This is a genomic window from Pseudomonas sp. PAMC 26793, assembly GCF_000313235.1.
Taxonomy (GTDB): domain Bacteria; phylum Pseudomonadota; class Gammaproteobacteria; order Pseudomonadales; family Pseudomonadaceae; genus Aquipseudomonas; species Aquipseudomonas yamanorum.
This window is the reverse complement of the sequence record NZ_AMXG01000015.1, coordinates 255,348-273,182: the sequence shown is the minus strand read 5'-3', so window position 1 is coordinate 273,182 and position 17,835 is coordinate 255,348. Positions and strand designations below refer to the sequence as shown.

Genomic DNA, 17,835 nt, shown 5'->3' with positions numbered 1-17,835 from the left:
ATCCGCGTGCGCGGTTTGGTCTTCTGAAAAAGGCTTAAGTTCAACCAAACAGGAGCAAGAAAGAACTTGAGTTTCTTGTCTGATTTGTGTTTGGTCTTTTCGCTCAAAAACCCTACATGTAGGGTTTTTTTGGCGACGACCTACAAGATAATGCGTTTTAGGGGGTATGGCAACGCACTACCTGTGGATAACGCTGTGGGTAAAATGTGTATGAAACGTGGAACAGGCGTGTAGGCCGCAGTACTGCTGCATCGCGCCGTTTGTCACCGAATATTCCGAGGTAAAAACATCCGGTTGGATTTTTGCGGGCGCGAACCCTATCACAAAAAAACACGATGTCCGAACGCATTTGCGCGCTTGTGCCAGAGGGCTGGCCCGTTGCTACAATCGGCAGTTATTCATACAGTTTATGCCTCGCCTACATGACAACTGTAGGAGCGGGCTTGCCCGCGAAGGACGTCAACGATGACGCTGGAAACCTGAATAAACGCGGCGCCCTTGAGTTTTTCGCGGGCAAGCCCGCTCCTACAATAATTAGAACCGAGGTAACGCATGGAGCATGAAGCCTGGCAGGTATTGATTGTCGAGGACGACGAGCGATTGGCCGAGTTGACCCGTGACTACCTGGAGAGCAACGGCCTGCGGGTGTCGGTGGAGGGTAACGGGGCCCTGGCGGCCGCGCGGATCATTGCCGAACAGCCGGACCTGGTAATCCTCGACCTGATGTTGCCCGGCGAAGACGGCCTGAGCATTTGCCGCAAGGTCCGCGAGGACTACGACGGGGTGATCCTGATGCTGACCGCACGCACCGACGACATGGATCAGGTGCTGGGCCTGGACATGGGCGCCGACGACTACGTGTGCAAACCCGTGCGCCCGCGTCTGTTGCTGGCACGCATCCAGGCTCTGTTGCGGCGCAGCGAAAGCGTTGAACCGGCCATCCCCGAAAAACAGCGGCGCCTGCAATTCGGCCCGCTGGTGGTGGACAGCGCCCTGCGTGAAGCCTGGCTGCACGACGGTGGCATCGAACTGACCAGCGCCGAATTCGACCTGCTGTGGCTGCTGGTGGCGAATGCCGGCCGGATCCTGTCCCGGGAAGAAATCTTCACCGCCTTGCGCGGTATTGGCTACGACGGCCAGGACCGCTCCATCGACGTGCGCATCTCGCGGATCCGCCCGAAAATCGGCGACGACCCGATCCACCCACGCCTGATCAAGACCATTCGCAGCAAAGGCTACCTGTTCGTCCCCGAAGCCGCTGCTGAACGTACGCCGTGAACTCGATCTTCCTGCGCATCTACGGCGGCATGTGCGCGGCGCTGATTCTGGTGGCGTTGCTCGGCGTACTGGCCCTACACCTGCTCAATGAAGTGCGCAGCGGCCAGTACCGCGAGCGCCTGGCCCATGGCACCTTCGCGCTGATGGGCGACAACCTGCAACCCATGAGCGCCATCGAACGCCGCCGCGCCCTGGCGGTGTGGGAGCGCTTGCTGGGCATCCCGCTGGAATTGCAGACCGTGGCCGAGGCGCATCTGGACCTGAGCCAGCGCACCCGCCTGCAACGCGGCCAGGTGTTGGTGGAGCAAACCGGCCCCCACGCGGCCAGGGTGCTGCGGTTGGTCAGTGATCAGGAGCAACTGTTGCTCACCGGCGAAGTGCAGCAAATCAGCGAACAACTGGCCCGCGCGACCATTTACCTGCTGGCCGATGAGCTGGTGCGTTTCCCGGTGGCCGAGCAACCGCAAAAACTTGCGGACCTGAAAGAGGCCAAGGGCTTTGGTTTCGAGATGCACCTGGTGATGCTTGATCAGGCGGACATGGACCAGGACCAGCGCCGCCGCGTGTCCGAGGGCGATACGGTGATGGCCCTGGGCAAGGGCGGTGATTCGATCCGGGTGTTCGCCGGCATGGTCGGCACGCCGTGGGTCCTGGAAATCGGGCCGCTGTACCAGATGAACCCGTACCCGCCGCAGTGGCTGATCCTGATCGCGTTGATCAGCCTGACCCTGATCGGCTTGATCGTCTATCTATTGGTGCGCCAACTGGAGCGGCGCTTGAGTGGCCTGGAAGCTGCCGCCACGCGCATCGCCAAAGGCAGCCTGGAAGTGCGGGTGCCGGCCCGGGGTGCCGATTCGGTAGGGCGCCTGGCGGCGGCGTTTAATGGCATGGCCGAACACCTGCAACGTCTGTTGGCAATCCAGCGCGAACTGGTGCGTGCGGTGTCCCACGAACTGCGCACCCCGGTGGCGCGCCTGCGGTTCGGTCTGGAGATGATTGGCGACGCGGCCACGCCTGAGGCGCGGCGCAAGTATATGGAAGGCATGGACAGCGACATCCAGGACCTTGATGGCCTAGTGGACGAAATGCTGACTTATGCGCGACTGGAGCAGGGCTCGCCGGCACTGAATTTCCAGCGGGTCGACCTCAGCGCGTTGCTCGACCAGGTGATTGATGAGCTGTCGCCGCTGCGCCCGGAAATCAATGTGGCGCGGGGCATCTGCCTGTCTTCTGCCCATTGGGACGATGCGTGGGTGGAGGCAGAACCGCGTTACCTGCATCGCGCCCTGCAAAACCTGGTGAGCAATGCCATGCGCCATGCCCAGGGGCGGGTGCTGATCAGTTACCAGGTAGGTCAGGTGCGTTGCCGCATCGACGTGGAGGACGACGGCCCGGGCGTACCGGAAAGTGCCTGGGAGCGGATCTTCACCCCGTTCCTGCGTCTGGATGACAGCCGTACTCGCGCGTCGGGTGGGCACGGGTTGGGATTGTCGATTGTGCGGCGGATCATCTATTGGCACGGCGGCCGGGCGTTGATCAGCAAGAGCAACAACCTGGGTGGCGCGTGTTTCAGCCTGAGTTGGCCAAGGGATCAGGAGAAGGTCTAGGCCTGGACGGCCACCAGGCTCAACAACTGCCCCTCATCCACAGCAAACTGAGCCTCCAGCTCCTTTCCATGGCACCATTCGGTGGACAGGTCTGTCAGCAACCGCAGCCGCGCATGGCCGGTATCCGACCACTCCAGCAACTCGGCATGCTCAAAATAGAAGCGCTTCTGCACGATCGGGTAGAGGGCCTTGAACAGGCTCTCTTTGGCCGAAAACGTCAGCGTCACCAGTTGCGCGACCTGTTCGCGCGGGCCGGCGGCCATGCGCTGCAATTCATCCGGTGTCAGGATTTCCCCGGCCAGGCGTTCTGCCCGCTCCAGGGTCAGCAGGTTCTCCAGGTCCATCCCCAGCCCACGCCACTGTGCCTTGTGGGCGACGATGGCTGCCGCGTGGCCGGTGCTGTGGGTGATCGAGCCGCTGATATGGGCGGGCCAGATCGGCGCACGGTCCTCGCCGATCGCCGGCACGCAATCCAGCCCATCCAGCTGTTGCAAGGCCGCGCGAGCGCACAGGCGACCGGCCAGAAACTCCGCCTGGCGCTTGGCCACCGACCGCTGGATGCTCGCGGGCGGCGGCACGGCGCTGCGCTGGAAGTCACCGACGGCCAGCAGGGCCGGGTCAAAACGGGTGCTCAGCAAGACGGTGCCGGGCAAGGCAACGGGCAGCGGCCAATGGGCATCAAGTGGGGTGCAGCAGGCGGGTAGGGAATTCATGCCGGGTATTTTGCCGAGTTGGAGGGCCGCTGGATAGCCTGCGGGCGGGGATACGTAAATAACTCTTTACACAGTAGCCGGCCTCGGTTCAGCCCAGGTTCAGAGAGTGTTCAGGGGGAGTTCAGCGGGGGCTGCGTAGTCTGGCCCCGTACCCAAAGCCAAAGCGTATGAGGTAGACCATGACTGCGATCAAGAAGCTGATGTTGGCATTAACCATGCTCAGCGCCACTGCTGGCGTCCAGGCCTCTGATGCCAGCTTCGCGGGTTTCTCCAAGGAGAAGAGCAAAAAGCCCTACAGCCTTCTCCAGCGGGTGAGCTTCGAGGATGCCGGCGAACAGGCGGCTCCGTGGGGCCAGTCCCTGGGCCAGCACACGCCGCAGTCGGACTATCGCGTGGGCAATGAAAACCTGTCAGGTCACTTCAACGGCAGTAAACTGCGCCAGCAAGACCTGCAAGGCCGCTATGATATACCCCAGTTGGAAAGTTGATTTGCCTTGGAGAGCTTTATGAAATTGCTGGTTGTCGAAGATGAGGCGTTGCTGCGTCATCACCTGTTGACCCGCCTCACCGACAGCGGTCACGTGGTCGAGGCCGTCGCCAACGCCGAAGAGGCGCTGTACCAGACCGGGCAATTCAACCACGACCTGGCGATCATCGACCTGGGCCTGCCTGGCATGGGCGGCCTGGACCTGATCCGCCAACTGCGCGCCCAGGCCAAGACGTTCCCGATCCTGATCCTGACCGCCCGCGGCAACTGGCAGGACAAGGTCGAAGGCCTGGCTGCGGGTGCCGACGACTATGTGGTCAAGCCGTTCCAGTTCGAAGAGCTGGAAGCGCGGATGAACGCACTGCTGCGCCGCTCCAGCGGTTTCACCCAGTCGACCATCGTCGCCGGTCCCTTGCTGCTGGACCTCAATCGCAAGCAGGCGTCCCTCGACGAACAGCCGCTGGCGCTGACCGCCTACGAATACCGCATCCTCGAATACCTCATGCGTCACCATCAGCAGGTGGTTGCCAAGGACCGCCTGATGGAACAGCTCTACCCCGATGACGACGAGCGCGATCCGAACGTCATCGAAGTGCTGGTAGGGCGCCTGCGCCGCAAGCTGGAAGGTCCGGCGGGGTTCAAGCCGATCGATACCGTGCGCGGTCTGGGCTACCTGTTTAATGAGCGCTGCCGTTGATCCGCTCGTTACGTGTGCGTTTGATGCTCGCGGCCACGACCCTGGCCGTGCTGTTTATGCTGGCCTTGTTGCCTGCCATGCAGGGCGCCTTCAGCCTGGCTCTGCAGGACTCCATCGAGCAGCGCCTGGCGTCGGATGTCACGACGCTGATTTCGGCGGCCCGGGTTGAAAACAATCGCCTGCTGATGCCTGCGCAGTTGCCGGATGAGCGCTTCAACCTCACCGACAGCCGTTTGCTGGGCTACATCTATGACCGCGAAGGCCATCTGGTCTGGCGTTCGCGCGCGACCCAGGAAGAGAACATCAACTACAAGCCGCGCTATGACGGGCGCGGCAACGAGTTTGCGCGGATCCGCGAGGCCAACGGCCAGGAATTTTTTGTCTACGACGTCGAGGTCAAGCTGCTGGGCGGCAAGAGTGCGGCGTTCAGTATCGTCGCCCTGCAACCGGTGCGCGAATACCAACTGACCCTCGAAGGCCTGCGGGAAAACCTCTACCTGGGCTTCGGCGCCGCCTTGCTGGTGCTGCTGACCCTGTTGTGGCTGGGCCTGACCTGGGGCCTGCAAGCGCTGCGGCGGCTGAGCCAGGAACTGGATGAAATCGAAGGTGGCACCCGGGAAAGCCTCAGTGAACAACACCCCCGGGAACTGCTGCGCCTGACCGGCTCCCTCAACCGTCTGCTCCACAGCGAGCGCGAGCAACGCACCCGTTACCGCGATTCCCTGGATGACCTGGCCCACAGCCTGAAAACCCCGTTGGCGGTGCTGCAAGGCGTGAGCGAAGACATGGCCCAGCGCCCCGAAGATCGCGACCAGGCCTGGGTGCTGCAATCGCAGATCGAGCGCATGAGCCAGCAGATCAGCTACCAATTGCAGCGCGCCAGCCTGCGTAAAAGCGGCCTGGTGCGTCACCAGGTGCGGCTGGAACCGGTGCTGCAAAGCCTGTGCGACACGCTGGACAAGGTTTACCGCGATAAAGGTGTGACGGTCGCCTTTGAACTGCCGCAAGAGTGCGACGTGCCCATTGAGAAGGGGGCTTTGCTGGAGCTGCTCGGCAACCTGCTGGAAAACGCCTACCGCCTGTGCCTGAGCGAAGTGCGCGTCACCTTGCAGGAAAGCCTGGAAGGCACCGAGCTGTGCATTGAAGACGACGGCCCCGGCGTGCCACCGGACCAGCGTGCGCGCATCCTGCAACGGGGCGAACGCCTGGACCGCCAGCATCCGGGGCAGGGCATTGGCCTTGCGGTGGTCAAGGACATCATTGAAAGCTACGGCGCACGGTTGACCCTTGGGGATTCACCGCTGGGTGGCGCGGCGTTCAAAATCCACTTCCCGGCTGTTTGATCTTTATTGGCTGTGCCGGCCTCTTCGCGAGCAAGCCCGCTCCCACATTCGATGGCATTCCCAAGGTGGAACTCGGTCAAATGTGGGAGCGGGCTTGCTCGCGAAGAGGCCAGTCGCATCAATACACACCTAGCTTTCCTGCGCTCTATAGGCCCCCGGCGTCAGCCCGGTCCACTTCTTGAACGCCCGATGAAACGCCGACGGTTCGGAAAACCCCAACTGCTCGGCGATTTCCTGCAACGACAAATCCGCCCGCCCCAAATGATAAATCGCAATGTCCCGGCGTAATTCATCCTTGAGCGCCTGAAAGCTGGTGCCTTCCTCCCGTAAATGCCGACGCAGGGTCTGTGGGCTGATATGCAGGTGCTGGGCGACGGCTTCGAGGTCGGGCCATGGCGTGCGGTCGCGGCTCAATAAACGGCGCAATTGGCTGCTCAGGCTGTCGCCCTCATCCGGCCGTGACAGCAGGTCGGCCGGTGAGCGTTCGAGGAAGTGCTTGAGGGTGCGTTCGTCCTGCAACAGCGGCAGGCTCAGGTAGCGGCTGGGAAATACCAGGCTGCTGGTGGGTGCGGCGAACACCTGTGGGCAGGGGAACAGCAAGTCGTACTCACCGGCGTGGGCCGGCATCGGGTAGCTGAAGGTGGCTTGGTCCAGGCGGATGCGCTGGCCAATCAGCCAACTGCCGAGGCGATGCCAGATCACCAGCAGGCATTCGCTGAGGAAGTGATCCGGGTCCCACAGCTGCGAATCGTCCAGGCTCAGGCGGGCCATTTCTCCTTCACGTGTCAGACGCCAGCGCGGACCCTGCGGGAATAGGCTATAAAATAATAAGCCGCGTTCCAGAGCCTTCTCGAGGGTGCGGCAGTGAATCAGCGCGTGGCACATCATGGCGAAGGTGCCGCGCTTGCTCGGGCCTTCGGCGAAACCCAGGTATTCGTCATCCAGCGCCAGCCACAGCATTTGCAACAGCCGGGTGAATTGCTCCGGGGCGATGCGGGCGCGGGGTTCGCTCAGCAGTTCCGGGGTAATGCCCACTTGCTGCAGCAGGCCCGAATAGTCGTAGCCGGCCCGGCGAGCACCGCCTAGGGCGGCCCGGGCGTAGTGACTGGCGATGGTACGTTCACGCATGAGGGGCCTCGTCCATTGAGTGGCGGATGTTAGCCATCCTGTGGGGGAGCAACAAGGCGGATATCCGCCAAATTGTAGGACGAGACAAGGAGGTAAGGCGGAAACCCGCCACTGTCTGTAGGGGTTGTCTCAAAATGAAAATCGCCCCAAGGGCTGATGTCTAAAGGCCTTCAGCGGTTTTCAGTAAAAGTGGCACGACGCTTGCGATAGAGAACGCAGGGAGACCGGCCTTGAGCGGGCTCTCAAACAACAAATCCCTCCAGTGCAGGAGGGTTCGCAATTCAAGTGTCGTGGGCAATGGCGGATATTTGCCACACGGGACGATTGAGGAACTTTGCAATGACGACTCGTCAGCCACTGTACAAATCCCTGTATTTCCAGGTGATCGTTGCAATCGTTATCGGTATTTTGCTCGGTCACTTCTACCCGCAGACCGGCGTGGCCCTCAAGCCACTGGGTGACGGCTTTATCAAGCTGATCAAAATGGTCATCGCCCCGATCATCTTCTGCACCGTTGTCAGCGGCATCGCTGGCATGCAAAGCATGAAATCGGTCGGCAAAACCGGCGGCTACGCGCTGCTGTACTTCGAAGTCGTCTCCACCATCGCCCTGCTGATCGGCCTGATCGTGGTCAACGTTGTGCAACCGGGCGCCGGCATGCACATCGACGTGGCTACCCTGGACGCCTCTAAAGTCGCGGCCTACGTGACTGCCGGTGCAGACCAGAGCATCGTTGGCTTCCTGCTGAACGTGATCCCGAACACCATCGTCGGTGCGTTCGCGACCGGTGACATCCTGCAAGTCCTGATGTTCTCGGTGATCTTCGGTTTCGCCCTGCATCGCCTGGGTGCCTACGGCAAGCCGGTGCTGGACTTCATCGATCGCTTTGCCCACGTGATGTTCAACATCATCAACATGATCATGAAGCTCGCGCCAATCGGTGCCCTGGGCGCCATGGCGTTCACCATCGGTGCCTACGGTGTAGGTTCGCTGGTGCAGCTCGGTCAGTTGATGATCTGCTTCTACATCACCTGCATCCTGTTCGTGGTCGTGGTGCTGGGCGCCATCTGCCGCGCACACGGCTTCAGCGTCCTTAAACTGATCCGCTACATCCGTGAAGAACTGCTGATCGTACTGGGTACTTCCTCGTCCGAATCCGCACTGCCACGCATGCTGATCAAGATGGAACGCCTGGGCGCCAAGAAGTCGGTCGTCGGCCTGGTTATCCCGACTGGCTACTCCTTCAACCTGGACGGTACTTCGATCTACCTGACCATGGCCGCCGTGTTCATCGCCCAGGCGACTGACACCCACATGGACATCACCCACCAGATCACCCTGTTGCTGGTACTGCTGCTGTCCTCCAAAGGCGCTGCTGGCGTGACCGGTAGTGGCTTCATCGTACTGGCTGCTACCCTGTCGGCTGTTGGCCACCTGCCGGTTGCCGGCCTGGCGCTGATCCTGGGTATCGACCGCTTCATGTCCGAAGCCCGCGCACTGACCAACCTGGTAGGCAACGCTGTTGCTACCCTGGTTGTGGCTAAGTGGGTCAAGGAACTGGACGAAGACAAGCTGCAAGTCGAACTGGCTTCCGGTGGTCGCGGTATCTCCGACACCCGTGAAGAAGACGATCTGGGCGTGGCCGAAGGCCCGGCTCCAACCGCCGTCAAGTAAGGCTGCACCCTGTGTGAAAAACCCATCTTCGGATGGGTTTTTTTATGCCTGCGCAAAACATCAGTCACTCCGGATGATGGTTTATGTGATTGCTGCTGACCGCCAGGTTTGCCTACTCTGTGGGCAATCGAATCGGAATCGGAGTCCCCATGTCAGGTCCCTTGGCGTCCCTCAAAGTACTGGATTTCTCCACCCTGCTGCCGGGGCCATTCGCCTCGTTGCTGCTGGCCGACATGGGCGCCGAGGTATTGCGCATCGAATCCCCCACGCGCATGGACCTGCTGCGGGTATTGCCGCCCCATGACCAGGGCGTGTCGGCCAGCCATGCCTATCTGAACCGCAACAAACGCAGCCTGGCCCTGGACCTCAAGCAGGCCGAGGCGGTGGAGATCGTGCGGCAATTGGTGGCGGACCATGACATCGTCCTCGAGCAGTTCCGCCCTGGGGTGATGGAGCGACTCGGCCTGGGCTACGAGGCGTTGAAGGCGATCAATCCGAAGCTGATCTACGTCTCGATCACCGGCTACGGCCAGACCGGCCCCTACAAGGACCGCGCCGGCCATGACATCAACTACCTGGCGCTGGCGGGTGTCGCCAGTTACACCGGGCGCCAGGACAGCGGGCCATTGCCCTTGGGTGTGCAGGTGGCGGATGTGGGCGGAGGTTCGTTGCATGCGGTGATCGGCTTGCTGGCGGCGGTGATTGCCCGGCAGCAGAGCGGGGTGGGGCAATACCTGGACGTGAGCATGACCGACTGCGCCTTCAGCCTGAATGCCATGGCCGGCGCGGGTTACCTGGCGTGCGGCGTGGAGCCTGGGTGGGAGAACCAGGTGCTTAATGGCGGCAGCTTCTATGACTATTACCGCTCGCGGGAAGGGCGTTGGTTGTCGGTGGGCAGCCTGGAGCCGGCGTTCATGCAGCAACTGTGTAAGGCCCTTGGGCGCCCTGAGTTGGCGGCGCAAGGCTTGTCGCCCAAACCCGAGCAGCAGAAAGCCCTCAAGCTGGCGTTGCAGGTCGAGTTCGAGAAACGCAGCTTTGATGAGCTGTGTGAGCTGTTTGCCGGGATTGATGCGTGTGTCGAACCCGTCCTGAATCTGAGCGAGGCCGTTGAGCACCCGCAGTTGAAAGCCCGGGAACTGGTCAGCCAGGTGCCGCGGGGCGATGGATCCAGCCAGGCGCAAATCGCCTGCCCGCTGAAGTTTTCCGAGGGCTTGCCGGCGGCCCGGCATATAGGCGCGACGGTGGGCGCTCACAGCGATGAGGTGTTGGCGGAGTTGGGCTTCAGTGCTCAGCAGATAGATGATCTGCGGCGTGCCAAGGTGATTCAGTAGCGTCTGGGCCGGCCCCTTCGCGAGCAAGCCCGCTCCCACATTCAACCGCATTCCAAATGTGGAACTCGGTCAAATGTGGGAGCGGGCTTGCTCGCGAAGGGGCCCTTAAATCCACCACAAACCTCACTCGACGCGGGTTTCCCCGGTAAATACCAACGTCTGCCGGCACCTGCGACACAAATACCGCCGCCCCTGGCTCACCAACCCATGACGCTGTGGCGAAAACGGAAAGTCACTGTCCGCACACGGGCAGCGGTAGATATACCGCGTCACGCGCCGCCGCTGGATTTCATAGGTGTGGCAGCGATCCGGCGGCAGTTCGTAAACCCCACGCATGATCAATTGCCATTCTTCGCCATGGGGCTGGATGCGCTCGCCAAACAATTGGTGGGCAATCAGGTGCGCCACTTCATGGGCGACTGTCTGTTTAAGGAAGTGTTGGCTGTTTTCACGGTACAACTGCGGGTTGAAGCGCAACAGGTTCTCGTGCAAATGCGCGACACCGGCCTTCTGGCCCCGCAGCTTGAGGCTGACCTGGGGGCGTTTGAAGCTTCGTTTGAAAAAGGATTCGGCTTGCAGGAAACAATCTTCGACGCGGGTATTGAGTTGCTCGGGCATGCTGTACATATCTCCAGAGACGTCCAGTATGCCGCAAACAAGGGTGTATCCGAATCTGTCAGGCGCCGAATGGTCATGCATAACGCACAAAGCCACCTTGCGGTGGCTTTTCCTGCGGGTAAACCGCGTCAGTTGGTGTAGATCGGGCCTACGCCCAGCCCCCAGACAATCACGGTGAAGGCCATGATCGCCACCAGTACCACCAGGCCTACCGCCAGTACCGAGCTCGAAAACAGGAAGCCCTCGTCCGGGTGGATGTTCATGAAGGTCGGCAGCCCGACATACAGCAGGTACACCGTGTAGCAAATAGCAGCCGTGCCGACGACCATGCCCAACCACATGTGTGGGTACAGCGCCGCCAGCCCGCCGACAAACAGCGGTGTCGCGGTATAGGTGGCAAACGCCACGCAACGCGCCATGCTGGGGTTGGCGTCATAGGTGCGCGCCATCCAGTGGATGAACGCGCCCATCACCGCCACGCCGCCGAGCATCGCCGCGTAGGACATGACGGTCATCCACAACGCGCTTTCCACCGTCAGCATCACCGGCGCGCGGCTGCCGATGACCCAACCTACCTGAGTGGTACCGATAAAGGCTGATACAGCGGGGATCGCCGCGAGAATCAGCGTGTGGGTGAGGTACATGTGGCCGATGCTTTCTTCTTTATCGCCACGAATTTCCCGCCATTCCTGATCGGGGTGGGTGAAAAGTCCCACGACGTGATGGATCATGCCAGTCACTCCTGTCGTTATTACCATCGCCCCCCAGTGGAGCGCCCACGGGCCAATTGGCCTGAAAGGTCTGGATATATGTGCGACCTTATGTCGCAGTATAGGAAGTCATGACCGGAAAAAGTGTGGGGCTTTAGAGCAAATTGCGCTGTAAACATTGGGCTTAATCGCGGCGGGGTCTGTTGATTGGAATGCGGTCAACTGTGGGAGCGGGCTTGCTCGCGAATGTGGTGGGTCAGCTAAACACCTGGCGAATGACACTTCCCATTCGCGAGCATGCCCGCTCCCACATTGGAACTCGGTGGTCCATCCCGGTAAAATACCCGGCTTTTCGTCACACACCTTTCGCGGATCCAAGCGCCATGGGCACTCTTACGGTCAACCAGAACAAACTGCAAAAACGCCTGCGTCGCCAGGCCGGTGAGGCAGTCGCCGATTTCAACATGATCGAAGAGGGCGACAAGGTCATGGTCTGCCTGTCTGGCGGCAAAGACAGCTACACCATGCTCGACGTGCTGATGCACCTGCAAAAGGTCGCGCCGATCAAGTTCGAGATCGTCGCCGTGAACATGGATCAGAAGCAGCCGGGCTTTCCCGAGCATGTGCTGCCGGCCTACCTCAAGGCATTGGGGGTCGAGTACCACATCGTCGAGAAAGACACCTACTCGGTGGTCAAGGAACTGGTCCCGGAAGGCAAGACCACCTGCTCGCTGTGCTCGCGCCTGCGCCGTGGCACGCTCTACACCTTTGCCGACGAGATCGGCGCGACCAAAATGGCCCTGGGGCACCACCGCGACGACATCGTCGAAACCTTCTTCCTCAACATGTTCTTCAACGGCAGCCTCAAGGCCATGCCGCCCAAGCTGCGGGCCGACGACGGGCGCAACGTGGTGATCCGCCCGTTGGCGTACTGCCATGAGAAGGACATCCAGGCGTACTCCGACCTCAAGCAATTCCCGATCATCCCGTGCAACCTCTGCGGCTCCCAGGAAAACCTGCAGCGCCAGGTTGTCAAGGACATGCTCCAGGATTGGGACCGCAAGACCCCGGGCCGCGTCGACAGCATCTTCCGCAGTCTGCAGAACGTGCAGCCGTCGCAGTTGGCTGACCGTAACCTGTTCGACTTCACCAGCCTGCGTATCGACGAAAGTGCAGCGTCGCGCTTCGTCAACGTAGTGAACCTCTGAGCCATTTCACCGCTCTGACAGACGGCGCTCCTGGGCGCCGTTTTCATTTCAATCCTTAGGAGAGGGCATGCGCGATTACAAGTGGCTGCACGAATATTGTCTGAACCGGTTTGGTTCGGCGGCCGAGCTGGAAGCCCACCTGCCTGTGCCCCTGACCCCGGCGAAACTGCGCAAGATCAGTGATGACCGCTACCTGTCGACCCTGTCGCTGCGGGTGTTTCGCGCAGGGCTCAAACACAGCGTGGTGGACGCCAAGTGGCCGGCGTTCGAGCAAGTGTTCTTTGGCTTTGACCCGGAAAAAGTCGTGCTGATGGGCGCCGAGCACCTGGAGCGCCTGATGCAGGACACGCGCATCATCCGCCACCTGGGCAAGCTCAAGAGCGTGCCGCGCAATGCGCAGATGATTCTGGATATCGAGAAGGAAAAAGGCAGCTTCGGTGCGCTGATTGCCGACTGGCCGGTGACGGATATCGTCGGCCTGTGGAAGTACCTGAGCAAGCACGGCCACCAGTTGGGCGGCCTGTCGGCGCCGCGCTTTTTGCGGATGGTGGGCAAGGACACGTTCGTGCCGAGCTATGACGTGGTGGCGGCGCTGAACGCGCAGAAGATTGTCGACAAGGCCCCCACCAGCCTGCGGGACCTGGCCACGGTGCAAGGCGCGTTCAACCAGTGGCATGCCGAGAGCGGGCGGCCGATGTGCCAGTTGTCGATGATGTTGGCTTACACCGTCAACCACTAAGCCCGACTAATACCCTGTGGCGAGGGAGCTTGCTCCCGCTGGAGTGCGAAGCGCTCCCAGGATTTTGGGGCCGCTACGCAGCCCAGCGGGAGCAAGCTCCCTCGCCACAACGGGCTCCCTCTTCACAACAAGCTCCACCAGTCACATTGATTGTGGTTTTGCCTGAAAAGTGTATTCAGGCAGGCAAACCTTCCCCCGCCAGCCGCCGATTCAGTTGATGCCGGTACCGCACATACATCAACGCCGTGCAGAACACCGCCAGGCTCGCCAGCATCTCCAGCACACCAAACCACTGCCGGTTCGGGTCATACGCCGCCAGCGCACCCTTGATGAAGTACAAGTTCACCACAAAGCACATCCACGAATGCCCGCGCGCGCTGCCCAGGATCATCCCCGGCGCCAGTAACAGCAGCGGCACCAGCTCGATCAGCAGAATCACCCACGGTCGTGCGCCGTGCAGGTCGGCGAATATCAGGTAGTAGGCACACAGCAACCCCACCAAACTCAAAAACGCCAGCAGGCTCAACACCCGCGCCGCCTTGACCCGTGGCTCGAGCCACGCCTGGGGCGGCAGTACCTTAGGCTTCCTGGCCACGGCCGTTCTCCAGTAGCGCGGCGGTCTTCGCCAGGCGCAGGCCGAGGGCGCGGCACAGGGCAATCTCATGTTGATCCAGTGCGCGCTTGCCGTCGGCACCGGAATGGTGGCTGGCTCCGTAGGGCGTACCGCCGCCTTTGGTATCAAGCAGGGCTTGTTCGCTGTAGGGCAGGCCGGTGATCAGCATGCCGTGGTGCAGCAGCGGCAGCAGCATCGACATCAGCGTGGTCTCCTGGCCACCGTGCAGGCTGGCGGTGGAGGTGAACACACCCGCCGGTTTGCCGACCAGGGCGCCGGTCAGCCACAGGTTGCTGGTGCCGTCGAGAAAGTACTTGAGCGGCGCGGCCATGTTGCCGAAACGGGTCGGGCTGCCCAGCGCCAGGCCGGCGCAGTTCTTCAGGTCGTCGAGGCTGCAGTACAGCGGGCCGTCCACCGGAATGTCCGGCGCCACGGCTTCGCATTCGCTGGAGATGGCCGGCACGGTGCGCAACCGCGCCTCAAGCCCGGCTTGCTCGACGCCCCGGGCTATCTGCCGGGCCATTTCACTGACCGAGCCGTTGCGGCTGTAATACAACACCAGCACATACGGCGCACTCACGAAACCAGCTCCAGGATGTTCTCTGGCGGGCGGCCAATCACGGCTTTGTCGGTGGTTTCGAGGATCGGCCGTTCCATCAGTTTCGGATGAGCGGCGATGGCGGCAATCAGTTGCGCTTCGCTGAGGCGGGTGTCGGCCAGGTTGAGGGTTTTGTATTCGTCTTCGCCAGTACGCAGCAGTTGCCGCGCGCTGAGCTTCAGCTTGCCCAGCAAGGCCTGCAATTGCGCGGCGTCGAGCGGGGTTTCCAGGTAGCGCACCACGGTGGGTGTGAGGCCACGGGCTTCCAGCAATTGGAGCGCACCGCGGGATTTCGAGCAGCGCGGGTTGTGATAAAGCGTCAGATCGGTCATGTGCGGGTCGCATCTTGCGTAAGGTGGCGGGTATTCTACCCGCGCTGCGTCACGTCCTTAAACCATGAGAGGCGATAGGCCGCAGCCAATGTTCATTTTTACGAAGGATTACCCCATGACGAGGCGACTGTTAGGCGCATTGGCAATCATCGGCACACTGCTGCTCAGCGGCTGTGGCAATGATTATGGCGTTGACCAATACGGTCAGAAAGTGGCCGCCGAACGCCTGGACAAGCAATGGCTGGTGGTTAACTACTGGGCCGAGTGGTGTGGCCCGTGCCGTACCGAAATTCCTGAACTCAACGCGTTGGCCGAACAGCTCAAGGGCCAGTCGGTGGGGGTGTTCGGCGTGAACTTCGACAACGTCCAGGGTGAAGAACTCAAGAGCGCCAGTGAGAAACTGGGCATCAAGTTCACCGTATTGGCACAGAACCCGGACGGGATCTTCGACATCCCCCGCAGTGAAGCCTTGCCGGTGACCTACATCATCGATGACAAGGGCAAGGTGCGCGAGCAACTGATGGGTGAGCAGACGGCGGAAGGGGTGTTGGCCAAGCTCAAAGCGTTGCGCGGTTAAAAATGTGGGAGCGGGCTTGCTCGCGAATGCGGTGTGACAGTCATCAGATACATCGACTGATCCACCGCTTTCGCGAGCAAGCCCGCTCCCACATTTAGACCTGCTGCGCCTTACAGATCAGCCTTCTTCCAGCCACAACCGCAACGGCTTGCCGTCAGCCGGCCAGAAACGGGTCTGTTCGATCGGCGAGATGTCCCAGCGCTGCACGCCTTGCAGGGCCTGGAAGAAGCGGTGCTCCTGCTCCATCAGCGCTTCGGCGCAGAGTTTGCGGGTGCTGCCGACCTTGCCGAAGCTCAGCTTGTCGCCGTCCAGGGTGTAGGGCGCGAACCAATGGTTGCAGCCGCCATTGCCGTAGGCCCGGCCATCGGCGCCGAGGGTCACGGTCAGGTGGGCGTAATCCATCAGCGGCCGCTCACCGATCCATTCCACCACGTAGCTGTGATCCTGCTTGAGCTTGACCTCGTCGCTGGCGCAGCCCGCAAGGCCTGCGCCCAGCACTGCCAGCATCAGCAGGGCTTTCATTGCGCGGCCTGCTGGCATTTCGGGCAACGGTGCTTGTCACCCAGGGTGGCCCAGCCCAACTCGGTGACCCGCGCAGTGGCGGCCGGTTGCAGCGGTTCCTTGGTCAGCTTGGTTTCCACTGCGAATTCAAACTCCAGCACGTTGTCGCAGCTGTCGCAGTTGACCTTCCAGGTGTGAATCTCCAACTCGCCGAACTTCGGCCCCTGGGCCATGGCGACCCACTGGCCCGCCGGGCGGATGGAGTAGCGCGCATCGCCTTCGACGGTCAGGCGCATCGACAGGGTTTTACTGCCGCGCAGGGTGACGATCAGAACGTCGCCGTTCTTGATCGAGCCACCGTTGCCGGTGACTTGATAACGGCCCGGCACCAGGGCGCGGCATTCGATCAGGGTGTGTTGCGGGCTCAGCAAGCTGAAGCGGAAATCGTGTTCGGCCATGGATCCTCCAAATAGGCGCGGCATCCTATCACGGGCCGCCACCCATCATGGCGTGGCTATGTGACCGCTGATCATCCTTCGACGAGGTTTTGCGCCTGCCCGCCAGCCCACGCCGCGATGTTGGCCAGGGTCGTGCCGGCAATTGCCCCCAGGGCCTCGCGGGTCAGGAAGGCCTGGTGGGCGGTGATGATCACGTTGGGGAAGGTCAGCAGGCGCGCCAGTACGTCGTCTTGCAGGGGCAAATCCGAGCGGTCTTCGAAAAACAGCTGGGCCTCTTCTTCATACACATCCAGCCCCAGATAGCCGAGCTGGCCGTCCTTGAGCGCATCGATCAGCGCCGGGGTGTCCACCAGGCCGCCGCGCCCGGTATTGATCAGCATCGCGCCGGGCTGCATATGGGCCAGGCTTTGGGCGTTGATCAGGTGTTTGCTGTCCGATGTCAGCGGGCAATGCAGGCTGATGATCTGCGATTCGCCAAGCAACTGCGGCAGGCTCGCATACCGGGCACCAAGGGCCTCGACCTGCGGGTTGGGGTAAGGATCGTAGGCCAGCAACTGGCAGCCAAACCCGGCCATGATCTTGGCGAACGTGGCGCCGATCTGCCCGGTACCGACCACGCCGACGGTCTTGCCTACCAGGTCGAAACCGGTCAGGCCATGCAGGCTGAAGTCACCGTCGCGGGTACGGTTGTAGGCGCGGTGCAGGCGGCGATTGAGGGCCAGGATCAGCGCGACCGCATGTTCGGCCACCGCATGGGGCGAATAGGCCGGCACCCGCACGATAGTCAGGCCCAGGCGCTTGGCGGCGGGCAGGTCGACATGGTTGTAACCGGCCGAGCGCAGGGCGATCAGGCGGGTGCCGCCGTTGGCCAACTGCTCCAGCACCGGGGCGCTGAGGTCATCGTTGATAAAGGCGCAGACCACTTCGTGGTGTTCGGCCAGGGCCACGGTGTCGAGGTTCAGCCGGGCCGGCTGGAATTGCAGCTGCATGCCGTCGGGCAGCGGTTGGGCGAGAAAGCTCTCGCGGTCGTAGGTCTGGCTGCTGAAAAGGATGATGCGCATCAAATATTCCTTCTTGATGATGGAAAGCTGATTTTGGGGCGAGGGGGCTTGTTTGTGGCCAAGGAGCTTGCTGTGGTGAGGGAGCTTGCTGTGGTAAGGGAGTTTGCTGTGGCGAGGGAGCTTGCTCCCGCTGGGCTGCGCAGCGGCCCCAAAATCCTGGGA

The 17,835-nt window shown here is 61.6% G+C and carries 20 protein-coding genes; 10 read left to right on the top strand and 10 right to left on the bottom strand.

The features are described from left to right. Positions 1 to 552: 552 nt before the first annotated feature. Together D109_RS0104415 and D109_RS0104410 are read left to right on the top strand one after the other, a co-directional pair. The gene (locus tag D109_RS0104415; protein ID WP_017475851.1) at positions 553 to 1,278 is read left to right on the top strand and encodes a response regulator; all 726 of its coding nucleotides are present in this window, start codon (positions 553 to 555) and stop codon (positions 1,276 to 1,278) included. Continuing rightward, complete coding sequence (locus D109_RS0104410) at positions 1,275 to 2,885, top strand: ATP-binding protein (protein ID WP_017475850.1); 1,611 nt, start codon at positions 1,275 to 1,277, stop codon at positions 2,883 to 2,885. The genes D109_RS0104415 and D109_RS0104410 overlap by 4 nt, the downstream gene beginning before the upstream one ends. Here D109_RS0104410 and D109_RS0104405 read toward each other — a convergent pair. Beyond that, entirely contained in the window at positions 2,882 to 3,598 is a 717-nt protein-coding gene (locus D109_RS0104405) for a 4'-phosphopantetheinyl transferase (RefSeq protein ID WP_026077779.1), read from the bottom strand. The genes D109_RS0104410 and D109_RS0104405 overlap by 4 nt on opposite strands. Before the next feature lie 179 nt (positions 3,599 to 3,777). Between D109_RS0104405 and D109_RS0104400 the strand changes: the two genes are divergently transcribed. From D109_RS0104400 to D109_RS0104390, 3 genes are read left to right on the top strand one after another with little or no spacing between them, the layout of a single operon-like run. Next, positions 3,778 to 4,086 (top strand): hypothetical protein, encoded by a 309-nt coding sequence (locus D109_RS0104400; protein WP_017475848.1) that lies wholly within the window; start codon positions 3,778 to 3,780, stop codon positions 4,084 to 4,086. 18 nt (positions 4,087 to 4,104) lie between these two features. Beyond that, positions 4,105 to 4,782, top strand: coding sequence for a response regulator transcription factor (locus tag D109_RS0104395; RefSeq protein WP_003214228.1), 678 nt, complete (start codon positions 4,105 to 4,107; stop codon positions 4,780 to 4,782). Continuing rightward, on the top strand, positions 4,779 to 6,125 hold the full coding sequence (locus D109_RS0104390) for an ATP-binding protein (RefSeq protein WP_017475847.1): 1,347 nt from the start codon (positions 4,779 to 4,781) through the stop codon (positions 6,123 to 6,125). The genes D109_RS0104395 and D109_RS0104390 overlap by 4 nt, the downstream gene beginning before the upstream one ends. 129 nt (positions 6,126 to 6,254) lie before the next feature. On the opposite strand, the gene D109_RS0104385 is transcribed toward D109_RS0104390, so the two are convergent. Continuing rightward, entirely contained in the window at positions 6,255 to 7,253 is a 999-nt protein-coding gene (locus tag D109_RS0104385; RefSeq protein WP_017475846.1) for an AraC family transcriptional regulator, read from the bottom strand. Positions 7,254 to 7,592: 339 nt separating this feature from the next. On the opposite strand from D109_RS0104385, the gene D109_RS0104375 reads away from it, so the two are divergent. Both D109_RS0104375 and D109_RS0104370 read left to right on the top strand, forming a co-directional pair. Then, a complete protein-coding gene (locus D109_RS0104375) occupies positions 7,593 to 8,927 on the top strand; it encodes a dicarboxylate/amino acid:cation symporter (RefSeq protein WP_017475844.1) in 1,335 nt (444 codons plus the stop codon). 149 nt (positions 8,928 to 9,076) lie between these two features. After that, positions 9,077 to 10,258, top strand: coding sequence for a CaiB/BaiF CoA-transferase family protein (locus D109_RS0104370; protein ID WP_017475843.1), 1,182 nt, complete (start codon positions 9,077 to 9,079; stop codon positions 10,256 to 10,258). Positions 10,259 to 10,381: 123 nt separating this feature from the next. Here D109_RS0104370 and D109_RS0104365 read toward each other — a convergent pair whose 3' ends face one another. Together D109_RS0104365 and D109_RS0104360 are read right to left on the bottom strand one after the other, a co-directional pair. After that, a complete protein-coding gene (locus tag D109_RS0104365) occupies positions 10,382 to 10,876 on the bottom strand; it encodes a SprT family zinc-dependent metalloprotease (protein ID WP_026077778.1) in 495 nt (164 codons plus the stop codon). Between the two features lie 128 nt (positions 10,877 to 11,004). Continuing rightward, positions 11,005 to 11,607, bottom strand: a complete 603-nt coding sequence (locus D109_RS0104360) for a Yip1 family protein (RefSeq protein ID WP_017475841.1) — start codon at positions 11,605 to 11,607, stop codon at positions 11,005 to 11,007. Positions 11,608 to 11,969: 362 nt separating this feature from the next. Here D109_RS0104360 and ttcA point away from each other — a divergent pair, with 362 nt between their 5' ends. Together ttcA and D109_RS0104350 are read left to right on the top strand one after the other, a co-directional pair. Further along, positions 11,970 to 12,794, top strand: a complete 825-nt coding sequence (gene ttcA / locus D109_RS0104355; RefSeq protein ID WP_017475840.1) for a tRNA 2-thiocytidine(32) synthetase TtcA — start codon at positions 11,970 to 11,972, stop codon at positions 12,792 to 12,794. A gap of 67 nt (positions 12,795 to 12,861) precedes the next feature. Then, positions 12,862 to 13,533 (top strand): DNA-3-methyladenine glycosylase I, encoded by a 672-nt coding sequence (locus D109_RS0104350; protein ID WP_017475839.1) that lies wholly within the window; start codon positions 12,862 to 12,864, stop codon positions 13,531 to 13,533. Between the two features lie 175 nt (positions 13,534 to 13,708). Here D109_RS0104350 and D109_RS0104345 read toward each other — a convergent pair whose 3' ends face one another. Genes D109_RS0104345 through arsC form a run of 3 tightly spaced genes read right to left on the bottom strand, consistent with a single transcriptional unit; the run spans position 13,709 to position 15,076 of the window. Continuing rightward, positions 13,709 to 14,128 carry a DUF2069 domain-containing protein gene (locus D109_RS0104345; RefSeq protein WP_017475838.1) on the bottom strand — a complete coding sequence of 140 codons (420 nt, stop codon included), beginning with the start codon at positions 14,126 to 14,128 and terminating at the stop codon, positions 13,709 to 13,711. Further along, the gene (wrbA, locus tag D109_RS0104340; protein ID WP_017475837.1) at positions 14,112 to 14,726 is read right to left on the bottom strand and encodes an NAD(P)H:quinone oxidoreductase; all 615 of its coding nucleotides are present in this window, start codon (positions 14,724 to 14,726) and stop codon (positions 14,112 to 14,114) included. Before wrbA ends, D109_RS0104345 begins: the two co-directional genes overlap by 17 nt. Beyond that, positions 14,723 to 15,076, bottom strand: a complete 354-nt coding sequence (gene arsC, locus D109_RS0104335; RefSeq protein WP_017475836.1) for an arsenate reductase (glutaredoxin) — start codon at positions 15,074 to 15,076, stop codon at positions 14,723 to 14,725. The genes wrbA and arsC overlap by 4 nt, the downstream gene beginning before the upstream one ends. A 115-nt stretch (positions 15,077 to 15,191) precedes the next feature. Between arsC and D109_RS0104330 the strand changes: the two genes are divergently transcribed. Next, complete coding sequence (locus D109_RS0104330; protein WP_004371382.1) at positions 15,192 to 15,653, top strand: TlpA disulfide reductase family protein; 462 nt, start codon at positions 15,192 to 15,194, stop codon at positions 15,651 to 15,653. 117 nt (positions 15,654 to 15,770) lie between these two features. Here the strand turns inward: D109_RS0104330 and D109_RS0104325 are convergent, their stop codons facing one another. The 3 genes from D109_RS0104325 to D109_RS0104315 form a co-directional block, all read right to left on the bottom strand. After that, on the bottom strand, positions 15,771 to 16,175 hold the full coding sequence (locus D109_RS0104325) for an META domain-containing protein (protein WP_004371380.1): 405 nt from the start codon (positions 16,173 to 16,175) through the stop codon (positions 15,771 to 15,773). Continuing rightward, the gene (locus D109_RS0104320) at positions 16,172 to 16,612 is read right to left on the bottom strand and encodes a hypothetical protein (protein ID WP_004371378.1); all 441 of its coding nucleotides are present in this window, start codon (positions 16,610 to 16,612) and stop codon (positions 16,172 to 16,174) included. Before D109_RS0104320 ends, D109_RS0104325 begins: the two co-directional genes overlap by 4 nt. Positions 16,613 to 16,683: 71 nt before the next feature. Then, positions 16,684 to 17,673: a 2-hydroxyacid dehydrogenase gene (locus D109_RS0104315; RefSeq protein WP_017475834.1), complete on the bottom strand. Its 990-nt coding sequence runs from the start codon at positions 17,671 to 17,673 to the stop codon at positions 16,684 to 16,686. Positions 17,674 to 17,835: the final 162 nt, after the last annotated feature.